18 protein-coding genes and 1 pseudogene are annotated in these 20981 nt (G+C 38.7%); 7 read left to right on the top strand and 12 right to left on the bottom strand.

Annotated elements, in window-relative coordinates:
• Positions 1 to 106 precede the first annotated feature (106 nt).
• Positions 107 to 423 (top strand): annotated as a pseudogene (locus JOD18_RS24300) (Rpn family recombination-promoting nuclease/putative transposase).
• A 195-nt stretch (positions 424 to 618) separates the two neighbouring features.
• Here the strand turns inward: JOD18_RS24300 and JOD18_RS13945 are convergent.
• The 5 genes from JOD18_RS13945 to JOD18_RS13965 all read right to left on the bottom strand — a co-directional run bounded on the left by JOD18_RS13945 (position 619) and on the right by JOD18_RS13965 (position 5260).
• Positions 619 to 1053 carry a YueI family protein gene (locus JOD18_RS13945; protein ID WP_204669663.1) on the bottom strand — a complete coding sequence of 145 codons (435 nt, stop codon included), beginning with the start codon at positions 1051 to 1053 and terminating at the stop codon, positions 619 to 621.
• Between the two features lie 101 nt (positions 1054 to 1154).
• Positions 1155 to 1541, bottom strand: coding sequence for an ectoine synthase (locus JOD18_RS13950; RefSeq protein ID WP_204669665.1), 387 nt, complete (start codon positions 1539 to 1541; stop codon positions 1155 to 1157).
• A gap of 50 nt (positions 1542 to 1591) precedes the next feature.
• The gene (ectB, locus tag JOD18_RS13955; RefSeq protein WP_204669667.1) at positions 1592 to 2860 is read right to left on the bottom strand and encodes a diaminobutyrate--2-oxoglutarate transaminase; all 1269 of its coding nucleotides are present in this window, start codon (positions 2858 to 2860) and stop codon (positions 1592 to 1594) included.
• A 72-nt stretch (positions 2861 to 2932) separates the two neighbouring features.
• Positions 2933 to 3451 carry a diaminobutyrate acetyltransferase gene (gene ectA / locus JOD18_RS13960; RefSeq protein ID WP_204669748.1) on the bottom strand — a complete coding sequence of 173 codons (519 nt, stop codon included), beginning with the start codon at positions 3449 to 3451 and terminating at the stop codon, positions 2933 to 2935.
• Between the two features lie 339 nt (positions 3452 to 3790).
• Positions 3791 to 5260, bottom strand: coding sequence for a catalase (locus JOD18_RS13965; protein ID WP_204669669.1), 1470 nt, complete (start codon positions 5258 to 5260; stop codon positions 3791 to 3793).
• 381 nt (positions 5261 to 5641) lie between these two features.
• Between JOD18_RS13965 and JOD18_RS13970 the strand changes: the two genes are divergently transcribed.
• Both JOD18_RS13970 and pelA read left to right on the top strand, forming a co-directional pair.
• Positions 5642 to 6544: an AraC family transcriptional regulator gene (locus JOD18_RS13970; RefSeq protein WP_204669671.1), complete on the top strand. Its 903-nt coding sequence runs from the start codon at positions 5642 to 5644 to the stop codon at positions 6542 to 6544.
• Between the two features lie 15 nt (positions 6545 to 6559).
• Complete coding sequence (gene pelA, locus JOD18_RS13975; protein ID WP_204669673.1) at positions 6560 to 10990, top strand: pectate lyase; 4431 nt, start codon at positions 6560 to 6562, stop codon at positions 10988 to 10990.
• A gap of 63 nt (positions 10991 to 11053) precedes the next feature.
• Here pelA and JOD18_RS13980 read toward each other — a convergent pair whose 3' ends face one another.
• From JOD18_RS13980 to JOD18_RS14000, 5 genes are all read right to left on the bottom strand, one after another.
• Positions 11054 to 11545 (bottom strand): GNAT family N-acetyltransferase, encoded by a 492-nt coding sequence (locus JOD18_RS13980; protein ID WP_204669675.1) that lies wholly within the window; start codon positions 11543 to 11545, stop codon positions 11054 to 11056.
• A gap of 274 nt (positions 11546 to 11819) precedes the next feature.
• Complete coding sequence (locus JOD18_RS13985) at positions 11820 to 12302, bottom strand: hypothetical protein (RefSeq protein WP_204669677.1); 483 nt, start codon at positions 12300 to 12302, stop codon at positions 11820 to 11822.
• Positions 12303 to 12310: 8 nt separating this feature from the next.
• The gene (locus tag JOD18_RS13990; protein ID WP_204669679.1) at positions 12311 to 12628 is read right to left on the bottom strand and encodes a DUF3231 family protein; all 318 of its coding nucleotides are present in this window, start codon (positions 12626 to 12628) and stop codon (positions 12311 to 12313) included.
• Positions 12629 to 12919: 291 nt separating this feature from the next.
• Positions 12920 to 13102: a DUF3231 family protein gene (locus tag JOD18_RS13995; protein ID WP_204669681.1), complete on the bottom strand. Its 183-nt coding sequence runs from the start codon at positions 13100 to 13102 to the stop codon at positions 12920 to 12922.
• A 115-nt stretch (positions 13103 to 13217) separates the two neighbouring features.
• Entirely contained in the window at positions 13218 to 14243 is a 1026-nt protein-coding gene (locus tag JOD18_RS14000) for a DUF3231 family protein (RefSeq protein WP_204669682.1), read from the bottom strand.
• Between the two features lie 228 nt (positions 14244 to 14471).
• On the opposite strand from JOD18_RS14000, the gene JOD18_RS14005 reads away from it, so the two are divergent.
• The 4 genes from JOD18_RS14005 to JOD18_RS14020 are packed head-to-tail and all read left to right on the top strand — an operon-like array spanning position 14472 to position 18480.
• Complete coding sequence (locus JOD18_RS14005) at positions 14472 to 16022, top strand: spore germination protein (RefSeq protein ID WP_204669684.1); 1551 nt, start codon at positions 14472 to 14474, stop codon at positions 16020 to 16022.
• Positions 16009 to 17115, top strand: a complete 1107-nt coding sequence (locus tag JOD18_RS14010; RefSeq protein WP_204669685.1) for an endospore germination permease — start codon at positions 16009 to 16011, stop codon at positions 17113 to 17115. The genes JOD18_RS14005 and JOD18_RS14010 overlap by 14 nt, the downstream gene beginning before the upstream one ends.
• Positions 17108 to 18286, top strand: coding sequence for a Ger(x)C family spore germination protein (locus JOD18_RS14015; protein WP_204669687.1), 1179 nt, complete (start codon positions 17108 to 17110; stop codon positions 18284 to 18286). The genes JOD18_RS14010 and JOD18_RS14015 overlap by 8 nt, the downstream gene beginning before the upstream one ends.
• Positions 18287 to 18309: 23 nt before the next feature.
• Positions 18310 to 18480 carry a hypothetical protein gene (locus JOD18_RS14020; RefSeq protein WP_338029547.1) on the top strand — a complete coding sequence of 57 codons (171 nt, stop codon included), beginning with the start codon at positions 18310 to 18312 and terminating at the stop codon, positions 18478 to 18480.
• 98 nt (positions 18481 to 18578) lie between these two features.
• Here JOD18_RS14020 and JOD18_RS14025 read toward each other — a convergent pair whose 3' ends face one another.
• Positions 18579 to 19967 carry a sensor histidine kinase gene (locus JOD18_RS14025; RefSeq protein ID WP_204669691.1) on the bottom strand — a complete coding sequence of 463 codons (1389 nt, stop codon included), beginning with the start codon at positions 19965 to 19967 and terminating at the stop codon, positions 18579 to 18581.
• A 71-nt stretch (positions 19968 to 20038) separates the two neighbouring features.
• Entirely contained in the window at positions 20039 to 20761 is a 723-nt protein-coding gene (locus JOD18_RS14030; protein ID WP_204669693.1) for a response regulator transcription factor, read from the bottom strand.
• Between the last annotated feature and the right edge of the window lie 220 nt (positions 20762 to 20981).

A 20981-nucleotide genomic window follows, 5' to 3' on the forward strand; every position in this document is an offset into this window, starting at 1 on the left:
AGATTTATCCTTCTACATCTGTGAAGATACCCCAGCTAATAATAAATACCAGAAAAGAAAAAAGCAAACGAAGCAACTGTTAAGGCGAACTCCTGATCACCAACTTATGGACTTAAAAATTGACTATGCCTTTAAACAGCTTTTTGGCAATGAACAGAATGAAGCAATCACCCGTGTGTTTTTGAATGCTTTTTTGGCGGAGTCGGGGAGACCGCCGATCCAAACCCTGCTGTTTCAAAATATTGAAATTGGCGGAGAACATGAGAGAGATAAGCAAGCACGACGGGATGTATTAATTAGAACGATGATCAACAATGGATCAATATAAAAATCCAGTTTACAAACAAGTATAATATGGTTAAACGCTCACTGTATTACTGGTCTAAGCTTTATGCTAAGCAGATGAAAGTGGGAGACAGATAATTACAGGGCTGACGAATCAGGAGGTAGCAGAGATACAGCAAAAGATCAATGCTTAACTCGAAGAACGCCATGATTAATTGTGAATAATAGGCCACTTGGCTTTCGCGTGAAGCCAAGTTGGCTGAACATAAGTGAGGTTTGAATGTGAAGAGAGAGCAGTGTTATGCATAGATGTGTGAAGGATGATGTGCGCCGTTATACACCAAACAGTTTTTGCCACCAAGTTTTTGGCTCTTGCCCAGTCAGTTCTTCACTTGCGTCTTCTTTGGGCAGTTGGATTTCCTTTATATCCACAGCATGATCAGCTGCTAGTACTAAGCCATAGGTGCTGTCGCTTTCTTTGTTAGTAATATAGGTGTAAGAGATATTATACTTATCAGCTAATTCACGATAAGGCCTAATATAGTTAATATTCATCTGACCATTAATCAGCAGTTTTGCCTCCCGATACTGCTGTAATAATGGTTCTAAAGTTTCTAATCCTTTTTTTCCGCGCACCTCTTTTTTGGTTACTGCCAAAATAACCCGTTCACGATAGGTTCCTAAATACGTTCTTTTTTCATCGGGATTTAATTCTTTTGCACCATAGATACCCTCTTGTAAATAGTCATCGATTTCTTTTCTTGCCATTAAAATCCCTCCTTAGTTATATTATATCTAAAAATACAAAAAACTCCCCATTGAATTGGGAAGTTTTTTTGAAAGTTCTTAAGCCTATTCCATTATTTATATTAATCTTCATCTACGGCATATGCACCATCTTCGCCGTGGATTTCGTTACCAGTTAATGGTGGATTGAATACACACACGACACGCATATCAGTAATTCCGCGAAGAAGGTGCTCGTCATTTTGATCTAAGGCATAAAGTGTGTCTTTTTTAATAGGCCAAACTTTATTATCGCTTAGTGTAACGACTTCGCCTTCCCCTTCAATACAGTAAACTGCTTCTAAATGGTTTTTATACCAAATATGTGTTTCAGTTCCTGCTTTTATGATGGTATCATTGACAGAGTAGCCCATCCCGTCTTTTTTTGTAATTAAGCGACGGCTAACCCAGTTACCTCCGTCTACATCTTGCTCTGTACCTAAAATATCTTCTAGTTTTACTACTTTCATATTGACAATTGCCTCCTATGATTTCTGATTTATGATAAACCCGTTATTTATTAGTTAACAACAGGGTTTTTAACTAATGATTTTACACTTTCTTCAATAATTTCAAGCCCTTGTTGTAGCTCCTCTTTGGAAATGGTTAGAGCAGGGAATAATTTAAATACTTCATCATTTGGTCCAGCTGTTTCCATAATCAATCCTTGTTCAAAACATTGAGCAGCTACTTTACTAGCAAAGCCTTCTACTTCTGAAGCAATTCCAACCATAAATCCACGTCCACGGACTTCTCCTTGCATTTCCGGATATTTTTCGACTAGATCTTCTAGGAAACTGTAAATAAGCTCAGCTTTTTGGTGAATTTCTTTTTCAAATGAATCATCTTTCCAATAATCAAGTGCAGCAGCTGCAGTAATAAAGGCATGGTTGTTCCCGCGGAACGTTCCATTATGCTCACCTGGCTGCCAAATATCATATTCTGGTTTGATTAAGGTAACGGCAAGCGGTAAGCCATAACCACTTAAGGATTTTGACATACAAATGATATCTGGTTTGATGCCAGCTGCCTCAAAACTAAAGAATGTGCCTGTACGACCAACGCCTGCTTGTACATCATCAATGATTAACAGGATACCCCAGCGACGACAGATGTCCTCAATTTTTTTCAGCCATTCAAAGCGTGCAGCATTCACGCCGCCTTCTCCTTGAACTGTTTCTACGATCATAGCAGCTGGGATTGCCACCCCGCTTCCTTTATCTTCTAAGAACCGTTCTAAATAGACGAAGGTATCATGATCAACATAGTTATCATATGCCATTGTCACAGTGTTCTGCAGCGGTATACCTGCACCTTGTCGTTTCATCGAGTTACCTGTTACCGATAGGGCGCCAATCGTCATCCCGTGAAAACCACCTGTAAAACTAATGATATCGGTACGGCCAGTAACCTTACGTGCCAGCTTTAAGGCACTTTCTACGGTATTGGTTCCGGTTGGCCCAGGGAACATCACCTTATAATCTAAGTCTCGCGGTTTAAGAATAACATCATCGAATTTTTGTAAAAAATCCGCCTTGGCTGTAGAGGCCATATCTAAGGAATGGGTAATCCCATCGTCCGCAATATATGCTAATAATTTTTCTTTCATATGATCATCATTGTGTCCGTAATTCAATGCGCCCGCACCGGAGAAGAAATCTAAATATTCATTTCCTTGCTCATCCCACATTTTACTTTTCTTAGCCTTTGTAAATACAGTGGGAAAGTTACGTACATAACTGCGCACAACAGACTCATAATGGTTAATAATATCAATATTTTTGCTCATATTAATAAATTCCTCCTACAATTTTTGATAGCAAGATCATTCTGTCCAAATGCATGACATGTCATCATACATTTACCTATGGATCGGTCCAACTACATACTTACGTTCTTCTTCGTGTTCATCTCCAGGGAATACTGCCTTTGTAAACAACTCGCTAGAAGAAATATCTGTATGAAAATCACGAGCTAGCTTTTGGAATAATGATTGTGAGGCCTTATTGTCGGGTGTAATCGTTGATTCGACATACTTGGTGTTTTGGCAAGCTTCGCTGTCTAACAGATAATGCAGCATTTTCAAAGCAATGCCTTTACCTCTTTGGGAGGCATCCACACCAATTTGCCAAACGAATACAGTATCAGGCTTCTTAGGAGAGATAAATGCAGTAATAAAACCAACCACCTCTTCGTTTTGTTTTGCGACGACACATGTTTCATCGAAATACTCACTCATTAAAAGATATTTATATGGTGAGTTGGTGTCGAGTGTAGAACGAGTTACTAAATTCCACATTTCTGCTCCTTCCTCTGGAGTCGGATGGGAAAATAATACTTGATCAGATGTGGTTTGTTGATTATTAATTTGAGTCACTATTTTCTCCTTTCTAGATTTTCCTTACTGAATTTAAGCCAATACCCGCTTATAGGGCATTTAAACTGCTTTTTAGTTGTGAAAAAATCTACCTTTTTATGATAACGTTATTCAAATGATTACTCAAACTGGCTATAGAATGATTAAGCATGGTTAAATTCCATCTGTTTCTCTGAGGAACATGAGATTAGGATAACTTCATAAATCCTTCGATATTGTCTGTTTCTCTTACAAATAAACAAGATTTGCCGCAGAAGATTATTTTTGAGGAAAGTGCAGGCCTTTTACACAAAAAAATATGGTTCCATCAATTAAGATGGAACCATATGCTCAGGTTATTGTTTATTCTTTTGCGTGTTCTGGAACTTCTACGTTTAGAATCGCTGCTATACCTTCTGCTAACTCAGGATCAACTTTGTAGAATAAACCTAATTGACGTTCCACAATTCCTTCACGGGTTACACCGCTTAAGTGGTCAGCAAAATTCTGGATTAAGCGCTGGCGACCTTCATCATCCAATACATCACGGAAAAGAGAGCGCGGCTGGGAGTAGTGATCTTCACTATCATAATTCACACTATCCGCTAAACCGGAAACTTCAAATGGACTTATTTTGTTCTCAGGTGTCTCTTTTGGCGCATCACTATAACTATTTGGCTCATAGTTAGGTGCACTTCCGCTGTTACCGTCATGGCTCATATAACCATCACGCTGATAGTTATTGACAGGTGCTTTGGCACGATTAATTGGAAGTGATTCATGATTGGCACCTACACGATAACGGTGAGCATCGGAATAGGCAAATAAACGGCCTTGCAGCATTTTGTCCGGAGAAGCTTCAATACCAGGAACAAAATGTCCAGGAGAGAAAGCAGCTTGTTCTACTTCCGCGAAATAATTCTCTGGATTCCGATCAAGTACCATTTTACCCACTTCCATTAATGGATAATCGGCATGCGGCCAGACTTTTGTTACATCAAACGGATCATAGCGATACGTCTCGGCATCTTCAATTGGCATAATTTGTACCTTTAGAGTCCATGATGGAAAATCGCCTTTATCAATCGCATTAAATAAATCTTCTGTATGATAGTCAGGGTTTGTCCCAGCTAATTCATCGGCAACTTTTGGATCTAATCCTTTCACACCTTGATCACTAATGAAGTGATACTTCACAAATACTGCTTCACCGTCTTTATTAACCCACTTAAAGGTATGACTGCCATAGCCATTCATATGACGGAATGTTGCAGGGATACCACGGTCAGAATGAAGATACGTAATTTGGTGTAAAGACTCTGGAGATAAGGACCAAAAATCCCATACCATATTTGGATCTTTCAAGTGTGTTTGTGGATGTCGTTTTTGTGTGTGAATGAAGTCAGGGAATTTGATTGCATCTCTAATGAAGAAAATCGGTGTATTGTTACCTACTAAATCATAGTTTCCTTCTTCTGTATAAAATTTAACAGCAAAACCACGCGGGTCACGCACAGTATCAGCAGAACCTAATTCACCGGCTACTGTAGAAAAACGAATAAACATGGGTGTTTTTTTGCCAACCTCTGATAAGAAATCTGCTTTTGTATATTTAGAAAGATCATTTGTCACTTCAAAGTAACCATGGGCACCTGCACCTTTGGCATGCACAACACGTTCAGGTATTCTCTCGCGGTTGAAATGAGCAAGTTTCTCTAGTAGATGTACGTCTTGGATTAAAGTAGGACCCCTTTGTCCAGCTGTGATAGAATGCTGATTATCACCAACAGGAGCACCGGAAGCCGTTGTTAAGTATTTTTTTTCTTGACTCATAAAAAACACCTCTCCTTTGTTATTAGTATTACATATTTTATTATAATACAAATTTAATAAAAATCAATATTTATTTATAATTATTTTAAATAAAGGTTTTTGGAAATACCTTATCTCCAAGTTGATCTTTTAAAGGTCTCTATTTCGATAGCTTAAAAGGGGAGGTAAATACCGTTGTCTTTAGTAAATATACCCGTGATGATTAACAATAAAACTAAAATATCCCATTTATCAGAAATAATTGTTTGGTTTACTGCATTTCGATCAAAGAACAATATTTGCATACTTTTTCAACAATATTTATATATAGTGACAAAAATCACTATGTTATAATACATTTTGTAACCGTTTTCTTTATGTGAGGAAAGGAAGTGAGAAAAAATGAGCAGTCCCAAAGAAATTTCATCTTTTAAAATAGAAGATAAAACAACAAGAAAGACAGCTAAGGATTTTCACTCACATGCAGGCTATGAAATAGTTTGGGTCAAGTATGGAGAAGCTGTCTTTATTTTTGAAGAACAAATCTATCGGGTGAAAGGAGATCAAGTGCTTCTATTTAAAAGTACAGACTTCCATAAGGTAAGCTTTGCGCAAGATCAGATCTATAAGCGCGTTGTGCTGCTTTTTACGGAAGATTTCCTGCAATCTAATCAGATTATTTTGCAAAGATTTAAACATATGTTAGATGATTTACCGGTTCCGCGATGTGTGCTGCATTTGTTTATGTGGAGGAAAGATGGCTTTCAACAAATTATTGAGAAGCTGTTGCGGGAATATCAAGATATTCATGCATGGGAACAGCAGAGCGCTTTGGAACTATACTTGGCAGAACTGCTTCTCTACCTTACTAGAGAAATACATACCTCATTTTTACCCCAACATGCAGCAGATAAGCAGCCAACCTTTGAACAAACAACTCTGCAAGAGCGTATGTTAACAGAAATCGATGCAATCTGGCACACGAATTGGCAGCTAGAGGCATTAGCAGAAAAACTTCACTTTAATAAATATTATTTATGCCGTATTTTCAAGAAGGAATTCGGTATGACCATTCAGCAATATATTTTACACAGGCGAATAACCGAAGCAAAACAAGCCTTGAGAAAGACAACTATTTCGATCAATGCATTATCCGAACAAATTGGTTTTTCGACGGCATCGAACTTTATTCGTTGCTTTAAACAACATGTTGATATGACACCTAAACAGTATAGAGAACAATATGTGGCAGCACAACAAGAAGGGAGGGAAAAAACAGTCAAAAGCTCCAATCATTTTAAATAAGAAGGGAGAAAGACAATGAACCGATGGAAGCGCTCATGTAATATTTTTTTAATCCTTTTATTAATAAGTACGACTATTTGCTCTGTCTTACCTGTGCAGGCCATAAAAGCTGCGCCTGCATTTAACAACGTTGTTATTTTTCAAGATACATTTGAAGAGGAGACAGTGGGAGAGCCGCCTGCTAATTTAGACATCATGGCGAATGGTGGAACCGTTACGGTTGGAGAAGCAGAAGGTAATCAGTTTGTTATGTTAGAGGATACGAGTGAGGAAGAAGCCGTTCAAATTTCAAAGTCTTTTGAAGAGGTAACAGATCAAGTCACGATTGAATTGAGTGTTATGCAGCCAAATTATAAAAGTTCTGCCAAGATATTGCGTGTCAAAGGGAATGGAACAGCGGCCATTATCGAAACAAAAGATGGTTATATCAGTTATCGACACGGAGATGACACTTATCAGGAATTGGTCGAACTTGAAGAAGGCGTTTGGTATGCTGTTAAACTGGAAATCAATCTGACGGAACAAACAGTAAATACCTATATTAATGATCAATTAATACTAGAAGAGACAGCGCTTTATCAAGCTGTTTCCAGCATTGATTCGATTGAATCGATCACACCTGGAAATGGTGCCTATGGTCATTTGATAGATGATGTGGTCATTTCACATGTTCAGACCGTCGAAGAGGAAGAAGTAGACGTGGAGGAAAAGCCAGAAGGTGAAGTTATTTTTGAACATAACTTTAATGAAGATACCATCGGGGAGGCACCTAGTGATGTGACAGTTTCCAACAGTGGTGGAACGGTAACTGTGGCAGATGTGCCTTCAGAAGAAAATAAAAGTGTTTATTTAGATGATACAAGTGAAGAAACCAATGTAATCATGAGCAAAAATCTGCCGGATTTGGCGGGCAAGGTAACAATGGAATTAAAGTTTATGCAGCCAAGCTATACTAACTCCACCAAGGTAGTACGAATAAAAGGGGATGGCACACCAGTTATTATAGAGACAAAGGATGATCATATTACGTACAGAACTGGTGATCATTATGAACCTTTAATAGAAGTCATTGAAAATGAATGGTATGACATCAAGATCGAAATGAATCTAGATCATCAAATCGCAAATGTCTATATAAATGATGAACTTCAACTAGCACAAGCTGCATTTAATCAAGCGACAACTCACATTAACTTTTTTGAAACATTTACCCCTAATGGAGGTACAAAAGGTCATTATATGGACGATATTAGGGTAACAGAATTGAAGCCGGGAGAATCGGTTGAACCAGAACCGAATCCGGAAGAACCAACAGAACCCGAAGAGCCATCTAAACCGGAAGAACCTGCAGAGCACCAAAATAGTCAGATCTATGAAGCAGAAGAGGCTGAACTACATGCCGCGATTGTAGATAATAAACATACTGGGTATACAGGTTCTGGTTTTGTTGATTATAGTCCCAATGCCCCTGGAGGGTGGATTGAATGGACAATTGATGTACCTGTGGATGGAGAGTATTACTTAGATTTCCGTTATGCCCATGGCGGAACGGATCAACGTCCAACAGAGATAGCCGTTGATGGAGAAATAATAGCACCAGAATTAGCGTTTGATCCTACTGGTGGTTTTGCGGATTGGGAGTATACTTCTACAAAAGCAACATTGACTGCTGGTGAACACAAAGTTCGTGCCACTGGGATAGCCCCAAGCGGCGGTGCCAACATTGATCACCTCCGTGTCTGGATGGAGATAGATGATATTTATGAGGCAGAAGAGGCTGATTTTGATGAGCAGATGGTTATTATTGATAATCAGCATGCCGGCTATACAGGTTCCGGGTTTATTGATTTTGAACCGAATCAACCTGGTAGCTGGGTGGATTGGACGATAGATGTCCCTGTTGCTGGTGAATATACACTGGCTTTTCGTTATGCCCATGGTGGGACAGATCAGCGTCCGGCCGAAATCAAAATAGATGGTCAAGTGGCAGCAGCCAGTTTGGCTTTTGACCCAACAGGTGCTTGGACTAATTGGGAATATACCTCTATTACGGTTTCATTGGAAGCTGGGGAACATATTGTTAGGGCAACAGGTATCGGCGCAAGCGGCGGAGCTAATATAGATCATCTGCGTGTATATAATGGATCAGAAGCAGAGCGGGAAGATTCAGTTGAGGTCGAAGATTCCAGCTTAGAGGAGGTCGTTGGAGAACCTTTAGTGAAAAAAATGGAACAGCTTGGGCTGACAGTAACAGAACAGGCACCAGATGAGCAGGAAATAACAAGACTTGAATTCTTTGCCCTTGTAAATGATGCCTTTGGATTTCCAGCAGAAGAGAAATTTAAACAATTACACCATCAAGAATTTATTTGGGAAGTATCTGCAGAGAAGTGGTATGCGTATGTACTGGAGACTGCAAAAAGGGAAGGATATGCAGATGATTTGGTGACAAATGGTAATATACTGCCGCATCAAGTGATCACTAAACAAGAAGCTACCTATATTTTAGCCTCATTAATGGAGAAAGAAGTCTCCTCAGAACAGACTCCAGTCACATGGGGAGAAGCAAGAGAATGGCTGCCACCTCAAGTTGAGAGAGAAGTAGAAATTCTCGGTGTACATGCGCTTTCCAATCAAGTGATGGCAGTTACCTTAAATGGCTATTTTATAGACTTTGATTACAATGACTTGGAAGCGGTCGTGCCGACAAGGGCGTGGGAGTTATTAACACCAAATTTTCGCAGTCTGCAAGTGGATAAGGCGACACACAGCATCAATCAATTTGGTCAAACCGTTGTATTATTTCATAGTTTAGAAGCGTGGGATGAGTATGGCGAATACCCACAAGAGGTGGAGGAAAATAGATTTGCCGGTGATTTGGAGTATGCGATACAGGAAGCAGACAACTTGCTGACTTGGCAAATGGAGCATGGAGGCTGGACCAAAAATTGGTCACATATTTATACAAGGCCCTGGGATGGGGAAGAGTCTCGTTCAGAATGGGTGAATAACGGTGTTGAACTTGGTACGATTGATAACGATGCCACCATTTCCGAGATCTTGTATTTGGCGCAAGTGTATCAGGAAACAAAGGATGACAAGTATAAGGAAAGTATTGAAAAAGGGATGGAATTTCTCTTCCAGCTGCAATATGATACAGGCGGGTTTGCCCAAGTCTATCCAGCAAGAGGAAACTATTCCGATTATGTCACCTTTAATGATGAAGCAATGATTAATGTGTTAGAAACGTTGGATTTGGTTGCAGAACAACGTTATCCGTTTAATGGTGATTTAATCAGTGAGGAATATGTGACCAAAACGAAAGAATCAATTGAATTGGCGATTGATTATATTTTAAATGCCCAAATTGAAGTGGATGGAAAACTAACGGCATGGTGTGCCCAGCATGATCCAGTTACCTATGAGCCAAAAGAAGCCCGTGCATATGAACATCCTTCTATTTCAGGGCAAGAATCGATTGGGATTATCCGTTATCTAATGTCTCGACCGCAAACTGAGGAAATAAACCGCGCCGTTTTAGGTGCTTTAGAATGGCTTGATGATGTAAAATTGGAGAATACCCGTTATATCAGCGGTGATCCCAATAATCAATATTTTGTAGAAGATAACCATTCTACTGCCTGGTATCGTTTCTATCAAATAGGTAGCAACAAGCCGATTTTTTCAGGCCGTGACGGTGTGATTAAGCATAACATCATGGAGATTGAAGAAGAAAGAAGAAACGGTTATTCCTGGGGCGGTCATTGGGGAGTACAGCTTTTACAAATTGCTCAGGCGACTGGGAATTATACCGATAAAGTATATGTACAAGTAAAGAATACTGACTCTGCAGATTCATATGGCCGCCGTTTAAAGGCTGAGCACATTGGGATGTTAAAAGCCTTGGATATTCATGGAGAGACACCGATAGAAGAAAATCCGGATGATGACCAAGGTCCGAATAATGATAAAGAAGACGATCAAGGGCCAAATAATGAGGAGAAGGAAGATGACTCAGATTCTGGCGATGACAAAGATCAAGATGCAGATGATGATCGACAAGACGGTGATAAAGAAGGTGATCAGCATTCCGGTGATGACCAAAATGGCAGAGAAACAGAGGACGATCAAAATTCGGATGATGATCAAAGCAGAGAATACACAGAAGGTGATCGAGACTTAGATGACAGCATAGATGGAGGAAATAAGCAAGCTGATCAAGATACTGAGGCTGACAAGGATGCAGGTGACAGTAAAGGAAAACAAGAAAATGCAGGACATTCAATTGATCAGGAAGATAGGGCAGCCAAGGACAGCGAGTCAGGTCAGACAGCAACATTGCCTGATACGGCAACTGCCATATTTAATTATATTGCCATTAGTATTGTCTTGCTTTTGCTAGGCAGTATGATGATACTTATGGATCGGAGCAAGAAAAGAGAATAGAGAGAGATTGATAGTGGACTGGATTAAGTATCAGACTTGATCCAGTCGATTTCTCTATCAAGATTATACCTTTTGTTCTAAATGAACCGTTTCTAAATCCCCTTGTTCATCAACTATTAGGGAGAATCCTTGCTTTTCCCAGAAGGATAAGCCTCCGGGCAGAAAGCGATGGGTATGCAGATACATCATTGAGTAAGCAGCCTTTTTACAAAATGATCGAGCCTGTTGAAACAAACGACTGCCGATCCCTTGTTGGCGCAAATCTTGTTTTACATAGCATTTAATAATTTCACAAGTAGTTGCTAGATGATATCGCTTGTCGAGTAATGTAATTCGGCCATCGTAAGGTCTGACGGCAATGGTACCAACTACTTCCCCATCTAAGAAAGCAGCAATCATGGTGGTACGGGAAGGAATAAGAAATAAATTCTCCATTTCTGAAAGATCTCGTAAAGAGGCTAGGCTTAACGGAAAAGGATATACTTCGGTCATCGTCTTATGTAAAAAGGCAGATACCGCTTCGATTTCTTTCTGTCTTACTTCATGGATATCCATGATTTTTTCACACCTCCCAACTTCCTTGATTCTAACAAATTCGGCGTGAAAAAAATAGAATTAACCTCTTTCATCCAATCCAATCTTTAAAGAGCTAAATTAACCTTTCAACAGAGTCGAAAGGTGTGTGTAGTGTGCGCTTTTTTACATACACGAATGAACCAAATAAGAGTGTTGTTCTTTGCTATAGCGGTTAAGGGCATGAGGCACACTTTAAAGGAATTTTGATGAAATAGTTACGCAATTTGGTCTTATGCGAAGTTGTCTGAAAGTGTTAACCATCAGCATATATTTTTAATAAGATCAACCTGAAAAGTCCACCAACTGCTAACCCAATTGGTAACGATAAAATTGGCAGCCACATAGAACCAATTAAATAACCAAAAATGGTAAAATTAGGGAAAAAAATTAAGCCTACTGTAACAAAATAGGCTGAGAATGCAAGTGGCAGATAGGCAAATGGTTTTTCACCGCCACCTGCATTCTTATATGCATCCCAAATAGCATAAAAATATAAACAAGGGTAAAACATTAACCACAAATAGTTGGTTTGTGCTATAGCTTCTTCAATTTTAAAATGAAAACTCAATATAATTATGGTATTAAGATTTCCCATTACATTAATTAAGATTTCCAATCCAATAAACAGAATACCCTTTATATAATGATGGTTTAATAACTGAGCAAATCCGGGCAGAGCAATGCTCCAGAGTACCGCTTCGAGTTTTTTACTTTTTTTAGTTAGCTTTGTCTCCATTGACTTACCTACTTTGATAATTCTTTCTGGTTTACTGCTTCTGACGGTTGTTCCATCCAGTTGCTGTCTAGTATACTATTTATACCATTATCTGTAAAATTGATCGTTTCTGCTGATAAGCGAGTATAAGGAGCAGCTAAATCACGTTTTGGATTCGGTGGTAGAGAAAAAATGTATTCTTTTGAAGCGATTAAAACTGTAATTAAATCAATCATAAGCTTGTCCGAAAAAAAGGATTCCATTGAATCGATAACCTCTGAGGTCATTAGTAATGTACCATCCGATAAATAATTTCCAGCTGAACTAGCTGAGAATGTTTTCTCCATCTTTTTACCCCTTTCTCTTTTCCATCTTTGCTAATTCCTCTCTATCAGCCATTCGTGGTTCTTCCAGCCAGCATTATCATAATATTGGAGCCATCTTCTGAGTAAAGTAATATTTCACTTGTCAAACAGGTATCATTTGCAACGAGGTCGTATTGGTCGAGATACTGAAACCATAAACTCCGAACCTTGTGCAATCATGCCAGTCGAATGAAACATCATCAATTTATCGGAAAAGGGGAAATTCCAGCAGAATTTGTTACTAAGAAATCGGAGCCTGCAGGAACTGTAACATCACTTCGTGTAAAGTTTTGGTGTTTGTTTATTTACATCCCCATTTGCAAAACTTTGTGGTACAGGCTGATTTTCATTGATAAGAACAGTTTTAAGCTGCTTGAAGTGGTCTTGTGTCATATCAAATACATCTGCTGCCTTTTTCTTTAAAATAAGAAAAGACAGCTGTGTGGAGACTGGCATTTATATATGATCCCTATATTCAGGGGAGCTCCGAAGCTGTTAAATTTATCTGTTGACTTAAGTTTTATCCCCTAAAGATGTTGATTCAAAATTATTCAATTATTTTTAGAATTTATTAGCTTTTTCCTTTGTTTTTGGCTAACTTTTCCCGGTCCTTCGTTCCAGGCGGTTGTTCAAGCCAATTATTATCAATCATAATATCTGCACCACTTTTGGCAAGTCGAGCAACTTCTAATGCCAGTCGTTGATAATTAACTGCTAAATCAGTTCGCTGACTGGCCGCTCCGGCAGTGGCATAGTTTCCTACTCCTGCAGACATAATGAGTGACATATGGAACATCATTAATTTATCCGAAAAAGTTTGTGTGGTGGAGTCACTTACTGCGACATCAGGTACTTGCGGCGCTCCAATTTCATCTTTCATCAAGTTATCCACAAATATTTTTATATGTTTTTGTGAAATATTTTTCCCCCTAATCATAAAGTCCTGTACGACTTTGCTAGGAGACGTTTGGGCAAAGGCAAGACATAACTTTGTCCCCATTTCATTTGTTTGGATATTCATATATAAATGAGATATTTCCACAGCATTTAATGGCCGCTTCTCGCTAAACGGATTGAACCCGCTCAAATACTTTTTGCTGTTCACATAATCCGCTTCTTTAGGGGGCTCAATATAGGGGTGTCGCGAATTTATTCCTTTTTCAAGAGCAATCTTTATCGCATGATCATAAAGCATTGTCGTTTCCCTGAGTGCTTGTATCGAGTATTCGCGGATTTCCTTTTTTATACTCATCGAAATAAAGCCACTATAGGTTACCATGCCGATTCTTGCCATGTGAGTAACATAGGTTAAACAAAATACATCGGTAAAAAGCCAAGGAGCATTCATGTTGACATCTTGTTCAGTAAATCCATTGGGAATTGCGTAATTTTCTTCTTCAAAGATCTGGTGTAGTTGCTCTAGATGATTTGCAGAAATATCATAAGCACGTTGAATAACGGGCTTTATTTCAGGGTCATCAACATGCTTTAGCATAAAATTCAAGATGCATTTCGCCAACGTATCATTCATATATCCCGTCCAAATCGAAGCAATCTCTGCCGCTGTTAGATGTACATGTACACTTTTTTCTTCCATTTTCGTCTTACCCCCTTCTCAAGTGAAATATAAATTTAGATTTTACAACTTGATATATTTTATACATAAATTTAGAGCCTATTGGGAAAAAGAAACGGAGTAACTATTTTAGAAGCTGTTCAAAAAGTTTGATAAAATGACGCCTCGAAGTTCTTGATCCATTATTGCAGTACCTGATAGGGCTTGGTGCTTTGAACACACACTTTTAGATGACTTGAGGGGATAAAGTTGGCTCGATCTTTTTATCGAAAAAATAATAAACAGAAGAAAAGCGAAGAAGAAAATTTCTCACTTGAAATTGGAACAAATCTGGTTGAAAATCTAAATAAAATTAACAAGATGCTAGAAGAGCCAAATGATCTTGTTATACGTAAATTCACTATTGACAGCGCCAGCCATCGTACAGCAATTGTTTATATTGACGGCTTAGTTGACAGTAACTACATACATGATCATATTATGAAAAATTTAAAACAGGCTACAGAATTGCCCGATGATAAACATCAGCTTTTTGACGTTATTCACTGGGAAGTGATTACAGTAACAGACATCGAACTGGGACAATCATTAGAGGATGTCTGCAACGCCATTCTAAGCGGGAAAACGGTGTTCTATTTGGATGGAATGGATCAAGTGCTGATCATGGATACAAAAGGCGGAGAAAATCGATCCATTGAAGAACCAGCTTCAGAGTCGCTGATTCGTGGTCCAAGAGATGGGTTTATAGAAAATTTAAGGACAAATACAGTTCTGATTCGCCGCCATATTGCTGATCCTAATCTTCGTTTTAAAAACTATGAGGTTGGCAGACGTTCTAAAAAAGACCTTGTTGTCGCTTATGTAGCTGGTATTGCAAATCCTGATATGGTGGAAGAAGTAAAACGGAGACTGGAAACGATTGATATTGATGATGCACCGGAATCTGGCTATATTGAGCAATGGATTGAGGACAGTTTTTTGTCTCCTTTTCCACAGGTTTTAAATACAGAAAGGCCAGATAAGGCTGCAGAAGCAATGCTTCAAGGGAAAGTTGTCATTATGTTAGATCGTACCCCCTTTGTATTGATCGTACCAGCGACTTTTGGCAGTTCTCTGCATTCTCCTGAAGATTATTATTGGCGTTGGTCTCTGGCAACATTGATTAGAATATTGCGTTATCTGGCTGCATTTATCTCCGTATTTCTCCCAGCTCTATATATCGCATTGGTTTCCTATCATCAAGGACTGATTCCATCCGATTTGGCATTTTCTATTGCAGCAACAAGGGATGGTGTTCCATTTCCGCCATTTATAGAGGCATTGATCATGACGGCAACGATGGAGTTGTTAAGGGAGGCAGGATTAAGATTGCCAACTCCTATTGGACAAACAATAGGAATAGTAGGAGGTCTTGTTATTGGAGATGCCGCCGTTTCAGCTGGAATAGTTAGCCCTATTATGGTCATTGTCGTGGCCCTTAATGCGATTGCATCTTTTGCCCTGCCATCCTATGGTATTGCCATTTCATTTCGAATCTTACAATTTGGATTAATGTTTGCAGCAGCTGTATTCGGTCTTTACGGAATCATTCTCGGCTATATCATGATAAATATCCATATTGTTAATCTGACAAGCTTCGGTGTTCCGTATTCGTCGCCATTTGCACCGAACTTTCTAAATGATTGGAAGGATCTTGTGTTACGAGTACCGATTACCATGAAGAAAAAACGTCCAGACTATATGCAAACCAATGACCAGAAGCTCATGGACAAAGGAGATAGCAGCAGTGAAAAGGTTTAAATATGCAGATGAAAGAATTAGTGAAAAAGATATCTTGGTTGCTATCCCATCCAGCGTGATCGGGGTAGGAATTCTTTCATTGCCAAGAGAAGTGGCTTCCGTTACGAAATTTGCCGATGGTTGGGTTCCTTTGTTAATTGGAGGCTGCATTGTTATATTTATGACTTGGGCTATAGCCAAATTTGCCTCAGGCTTTCGACATCAAACATTCCTTACCTATGCTTCTAAGATTGTAACCAAACCTGTGGCGATTGTTTTGACCATTCTCTTTGCCGCTAGTTCCATCGTTATAACCGCCTATCAGGTTCGCAAAATTAGTAATATAGCTCAACAATATTTATTCGATCAGACACCGATCGAAATCGTTGCACTAACCTTTCTGTTGGTCGTAGTTTATGCTGTCTCAGGCTCGAGAGCAGGGTTGTTTCGAATCAACATCATGTTTTTGCCGATTATTCTTCTTATAGCGTTTTCTGTCATTATCTTTAATTTAGGCTGGTTTGAAATAAAAAAGTTAATGCCTGTATTTCAAACCCCTCCTACAGATTATGTGAAGGCACTTAATACAAGTACTATCTCGTATCTTGGTTTTAGTATTTTATGGTTCCACCTTGCATTGGTGGGTCAACCTAAAAAGGCACCGAAAATGGCTGCACTTGGAATGTGTATTCCTGTTGGATTATATATTATCATTTTCTTGGTGTGTATCGCGGTGTTTGGTAATGCTGTTACATCAAATTTACTATACCCAACTATCGAATTAGCAAAAGTAGTTGAAATACCTGGTGGATTTTTTGAACGATTTGAATCTATTTTCTTTGTTATATGGATTATGGCTATTTTTAATACGACAACGATGGCTATGGATATTAGTGTTATTGCATTAAATTCTATCTTTAAAAACACCATGAAGCTAAAGATTATTTTTATGCTTGCTCCTGTTGTCTATCTGATTGGTATGCTTCCTCAAGATATTGTGACAGTAGACTTACTAGGAGCGATAATGGGTAATACGATAGTTATTTTAAACATATTTGTTCTTCTACTATTGACTGTGATTGCTAAAATCAGAGGGGTGAAGCGAAATGAATAAAGTTTGCCTATTCTTATTATGTTGTATGAGTTTATTACTTACAGGATGCTGGGACGAAATTAATATTGAAGAACGAGGGTTTGTGGTCGGCATTTCGCTTGATTTAGCAGAAGAACATACAGAAGATAATCCAATGATAACCGTGACAAATCAGTTTGTTATACCCGGTGGACTAGGTGCTCCTAATGAGGATAGCAGTGGCGATCAAAAACCTTTCAACAATTTATCAATTGATGGTGAAAGTGTATTTGAAGCCATCCGAAAAATGTCAACCATGAAGGGGAATGCCCCTTTTTTTGAGCATTTACAATTAATCGTTGTTTCGGAAGAATTAGCACGCGAGCAAAAATTATTTGCACGTACCATGGATTTGTTTCTTCGAGATCAGGAAATGCGCAGATCGGTCAGGATTCTTATTTCCGAAAACAAAGCCATGGATATATTAGATATCGAACCCGACTCGGAACCTCTTCCAGTTATGTATATTAATAATGCCAGCGAAAACAACGATAAAGTAGCAGGCTTACTTGAACCTCTTAGAACAGGGGATTTGCATGAATACTTGCTAGAGAAAAATAATTATCTTATTCCAAGGATATTCGCATTAGATAATGAAATCCAGTTTAACGGTGCAGGAGTCTTTAATGGAAGGACTAATCATTTAGTTGGAGTAATAAATGATGAAGAAATTGTTGGTTTAAATCTAATCACAGGCGATTTGAAAGGCGGTTTTATTAAATTTGAAATTAATGATCAGTTGATGATTTATGAAATTAGAAAAGCAAAAAGTAATATAAAAATAAACGCAGATGATACAAATAATATTCACATTGATATAGTAATTTCTACGGAGGGGAATATCGGGGAGATGTATGGAGAAAGAACACTTTTAGAAAAAGACTACCTTGAGGAAATAGAGACGCAAATCAATGGAAAAATGGAATCTTTGGCATATGATGTTATTCAAAAAGGAAAAGAAGAACTGGAGATGGACTTTTTTGGATTCGGCGAAATGCTGCAACAAAGACATTATAAAAAATGGGAGAAAATAAAGGATAACTGGGACGAGGGAGAAAATATTTTCAAAAATACCACAGTAAAAGTAAAAGCAGATGCGATTGTTCGAACAACAGGTGCTACGGATAAGGTCAAAGATTGGGAAAGTGAGTGAACTTATTGATGTGGGAAAAACTAATGGGAGTATTACCTGAAAAATTAATTTTGTTATGTACCGTATTATCCTTTTTGATTCCATACGTTATTTATAAAGTAAATCAAAAACTGCATAAATATGGTGATCCACCATGGAAGCATAAAAGATATGAAGAGAACCAGAAGATGGGCGGGAAGGACAAGGGGGCGTAAGTAAGGCTTGACTATAAGGTCATTCATGTTTTAAAGGTGGAAGAAAAGCTAGATGAACTATTCTATACTAAAAGAAAAATAGCTACTGAAAACAGCAGCTATAAATCAGACACCGAAAGCATTACCTTAATGGTTGTACCTTTCCCTTTGACACTGGTAAGTTGGACCGTTCCACCATGGGCTTGAATAATATCACGTGAGATAGCCATACCAAGTCCGGTTCCGTGTATATTGGCAGTGTTGGTTCCACGATAATAGCGTTCAAAGATTTGCTCTTGTTCTTCTGCCGCAATACCTTTGCCATTATCTTTAATGATAATTCCCTCTTCTGTGACCTGAATGTCTATCTCTACATCCTCTTCATTATGGAGTAAGGCATTATAGATAAAATTCAGTAATGCCCGTTTCATAAGATGCTGATCAATTTCCCAATTCACGGCAGATTCTGTATTATCATATTGAATATGCTTGGAACTGAATTGTGGATCATTTAATAAATCAATCACCAATTCACGGACAAAGTGTTCCATATTGGTAGGCTGCAAGTTAAGCGGCAGCTCTTGATTACGCAAACGCATCGTTAAGTTAAAGTCATCAAGAAGTTCTCTCATATAAAGCGATTGACGTTCAATCACTTCTGCATACTCTAACCGTTCGGCCTCGGACAAATCGTCACTGCGTAATAGTTCCGCATATCCACGAATCGAGGACAATGGTGTCTTGATATCATGAGATACATTGCTAATCCATTCATTGCGCATTTTTTCCAGCTTTTGACGCTCTTGTTCATAAGCCTGCAACTTTTCTGCCACTTCATTTATATTATCAAAGACATGTTTGTAAATACCAGGACGTTTCGGTTTTTCTTTTTCAAAAATTCGCTCTTTTAAGGCATGAATCCGATTAATTAGCCGATTAATTGGTTTGGTTAAAATGGTACTGAATAGAAACCCGACTAGTGTTGCGATTAACAAATCGACAATAATAATAGTTCCTAAAAACTGCGTAATCGAGGTGAATATTTGTTCTCCATTTACCATAAAAACGGTCCGCTGTTCGGATGAATCAGGTACCACAATCAAATAGCTGTACTCCTCATATTCTCCAATAAAGTACGTATTTAAGTCATCATCCATATATTTATAGCGATGTACCAGTTCAATCGGGGTATAATGATTAGGCAAATCTTCCGGTGCCTGATATGACGCGACCACATCACCGTTTTGGTCGAGAATTTGTAACCAAGCACCAAACTGTGATAAGGCCTCTTCTCCATCTTTGGAGACAACAGGTTCCCCATCGTTCATGCCCAAATACTTTTGGAAAGCACGGGTGAAATCTTCTCCTGAATTACTGTCAAAGGCGGTAGCCCCCTGTAGACTTTGATGATAAAGAATACCAAATAAAATAATGGTATTCGCGATACAAACAATAAAGACAATGCTGAGTATAGATAATAAATACCGCAGCGTGATTTTCCACTTCATATCTAATCACCTAATTCTTCTATTCTAATGGTTCATAAGTGTCATTCGTTATGTAACGGCAACGCCAAGCATTACGAATGGGCAGCTTCCGAATAAAATCGATAACCCAGTCCTTTGACAGTGACAATATGCTGAGGTTTGGATGGATTCTCTTCGATTTTTTCACGAAGCCGGCGAATATGAACCATTAAGGTATTATCAGCACCATAGAAATCTTCGCCCCAAACGGTGCGGAAGAGACTTTCTTTACTAATAATTTGATTAGGATTGCGGAGAAAACATGCCATCAAGCCGACTTCTTTGGCTGTCAGGTCAAGTTGTTTCCCTTCTTTTGCTATTTCTGTTTCCTCTGCATTAATGGTAAACAAGCCAATTGTTTTTTCAGTTTTTTTCACGGTTTGACTATTGGCCTCGAGTGTATAGATACCGGCACGCCGCAACTGCGCCTTGACGCGGTAAGCCATTTCTTTTGGGCTAAAGGGTTTGGTGATATAATCATCTCCACCAATAGCCAGTCCAAGAATTTTATCGACTTCATCAGATTTTGCGGATAAGAACAGAATAGGAATACGGGAGGTTTCCCTTATCTTTCGGCACAGGTCATATCCTTCTCCATCAGGAAGCATAATATCTAAGATAGCCAGGCTGGGATGAAATTGTTCGAATTTCTCCCAACCTTGTTGAAGAGTACCGGCTGTTTCAATCTCAGAAAAGCCTTCTTTTTCTAGCGTTGTCTTCATCAGCTGACATAAATCCTTTTCATCATCAACAATTAAGATACGAGGTGTTTCCATCACTTTCATCCTTTCTTTATCAAGCACGTGTTCACCATTCACATATCCTTCCAGACACCACATTGCCAAGTCAGAAATGAGCGGTGTCCTTTTTATCGGGCTTTTTGAACATCCTCTTTAAGTACTAACCCTATCATAACAGGATTTTTGCAGGATAACAGGTATTTAAGGATTTTGTAAGGTACTCGTGAACATCATGTAAGGATAGCCCTTTATAGTA

Origin of the sequence: Gracilibacillus alcaliphilus, from assembly GCF_016909015.1 — a bacterium.
GTDB classification, from domain to species: domain Bacteria; phylum Bacillota; class Bacilli; order Bacillales; family Amphibacillaceae; genus Gracilibacillus; species Gracilibacillus alcaliphilus.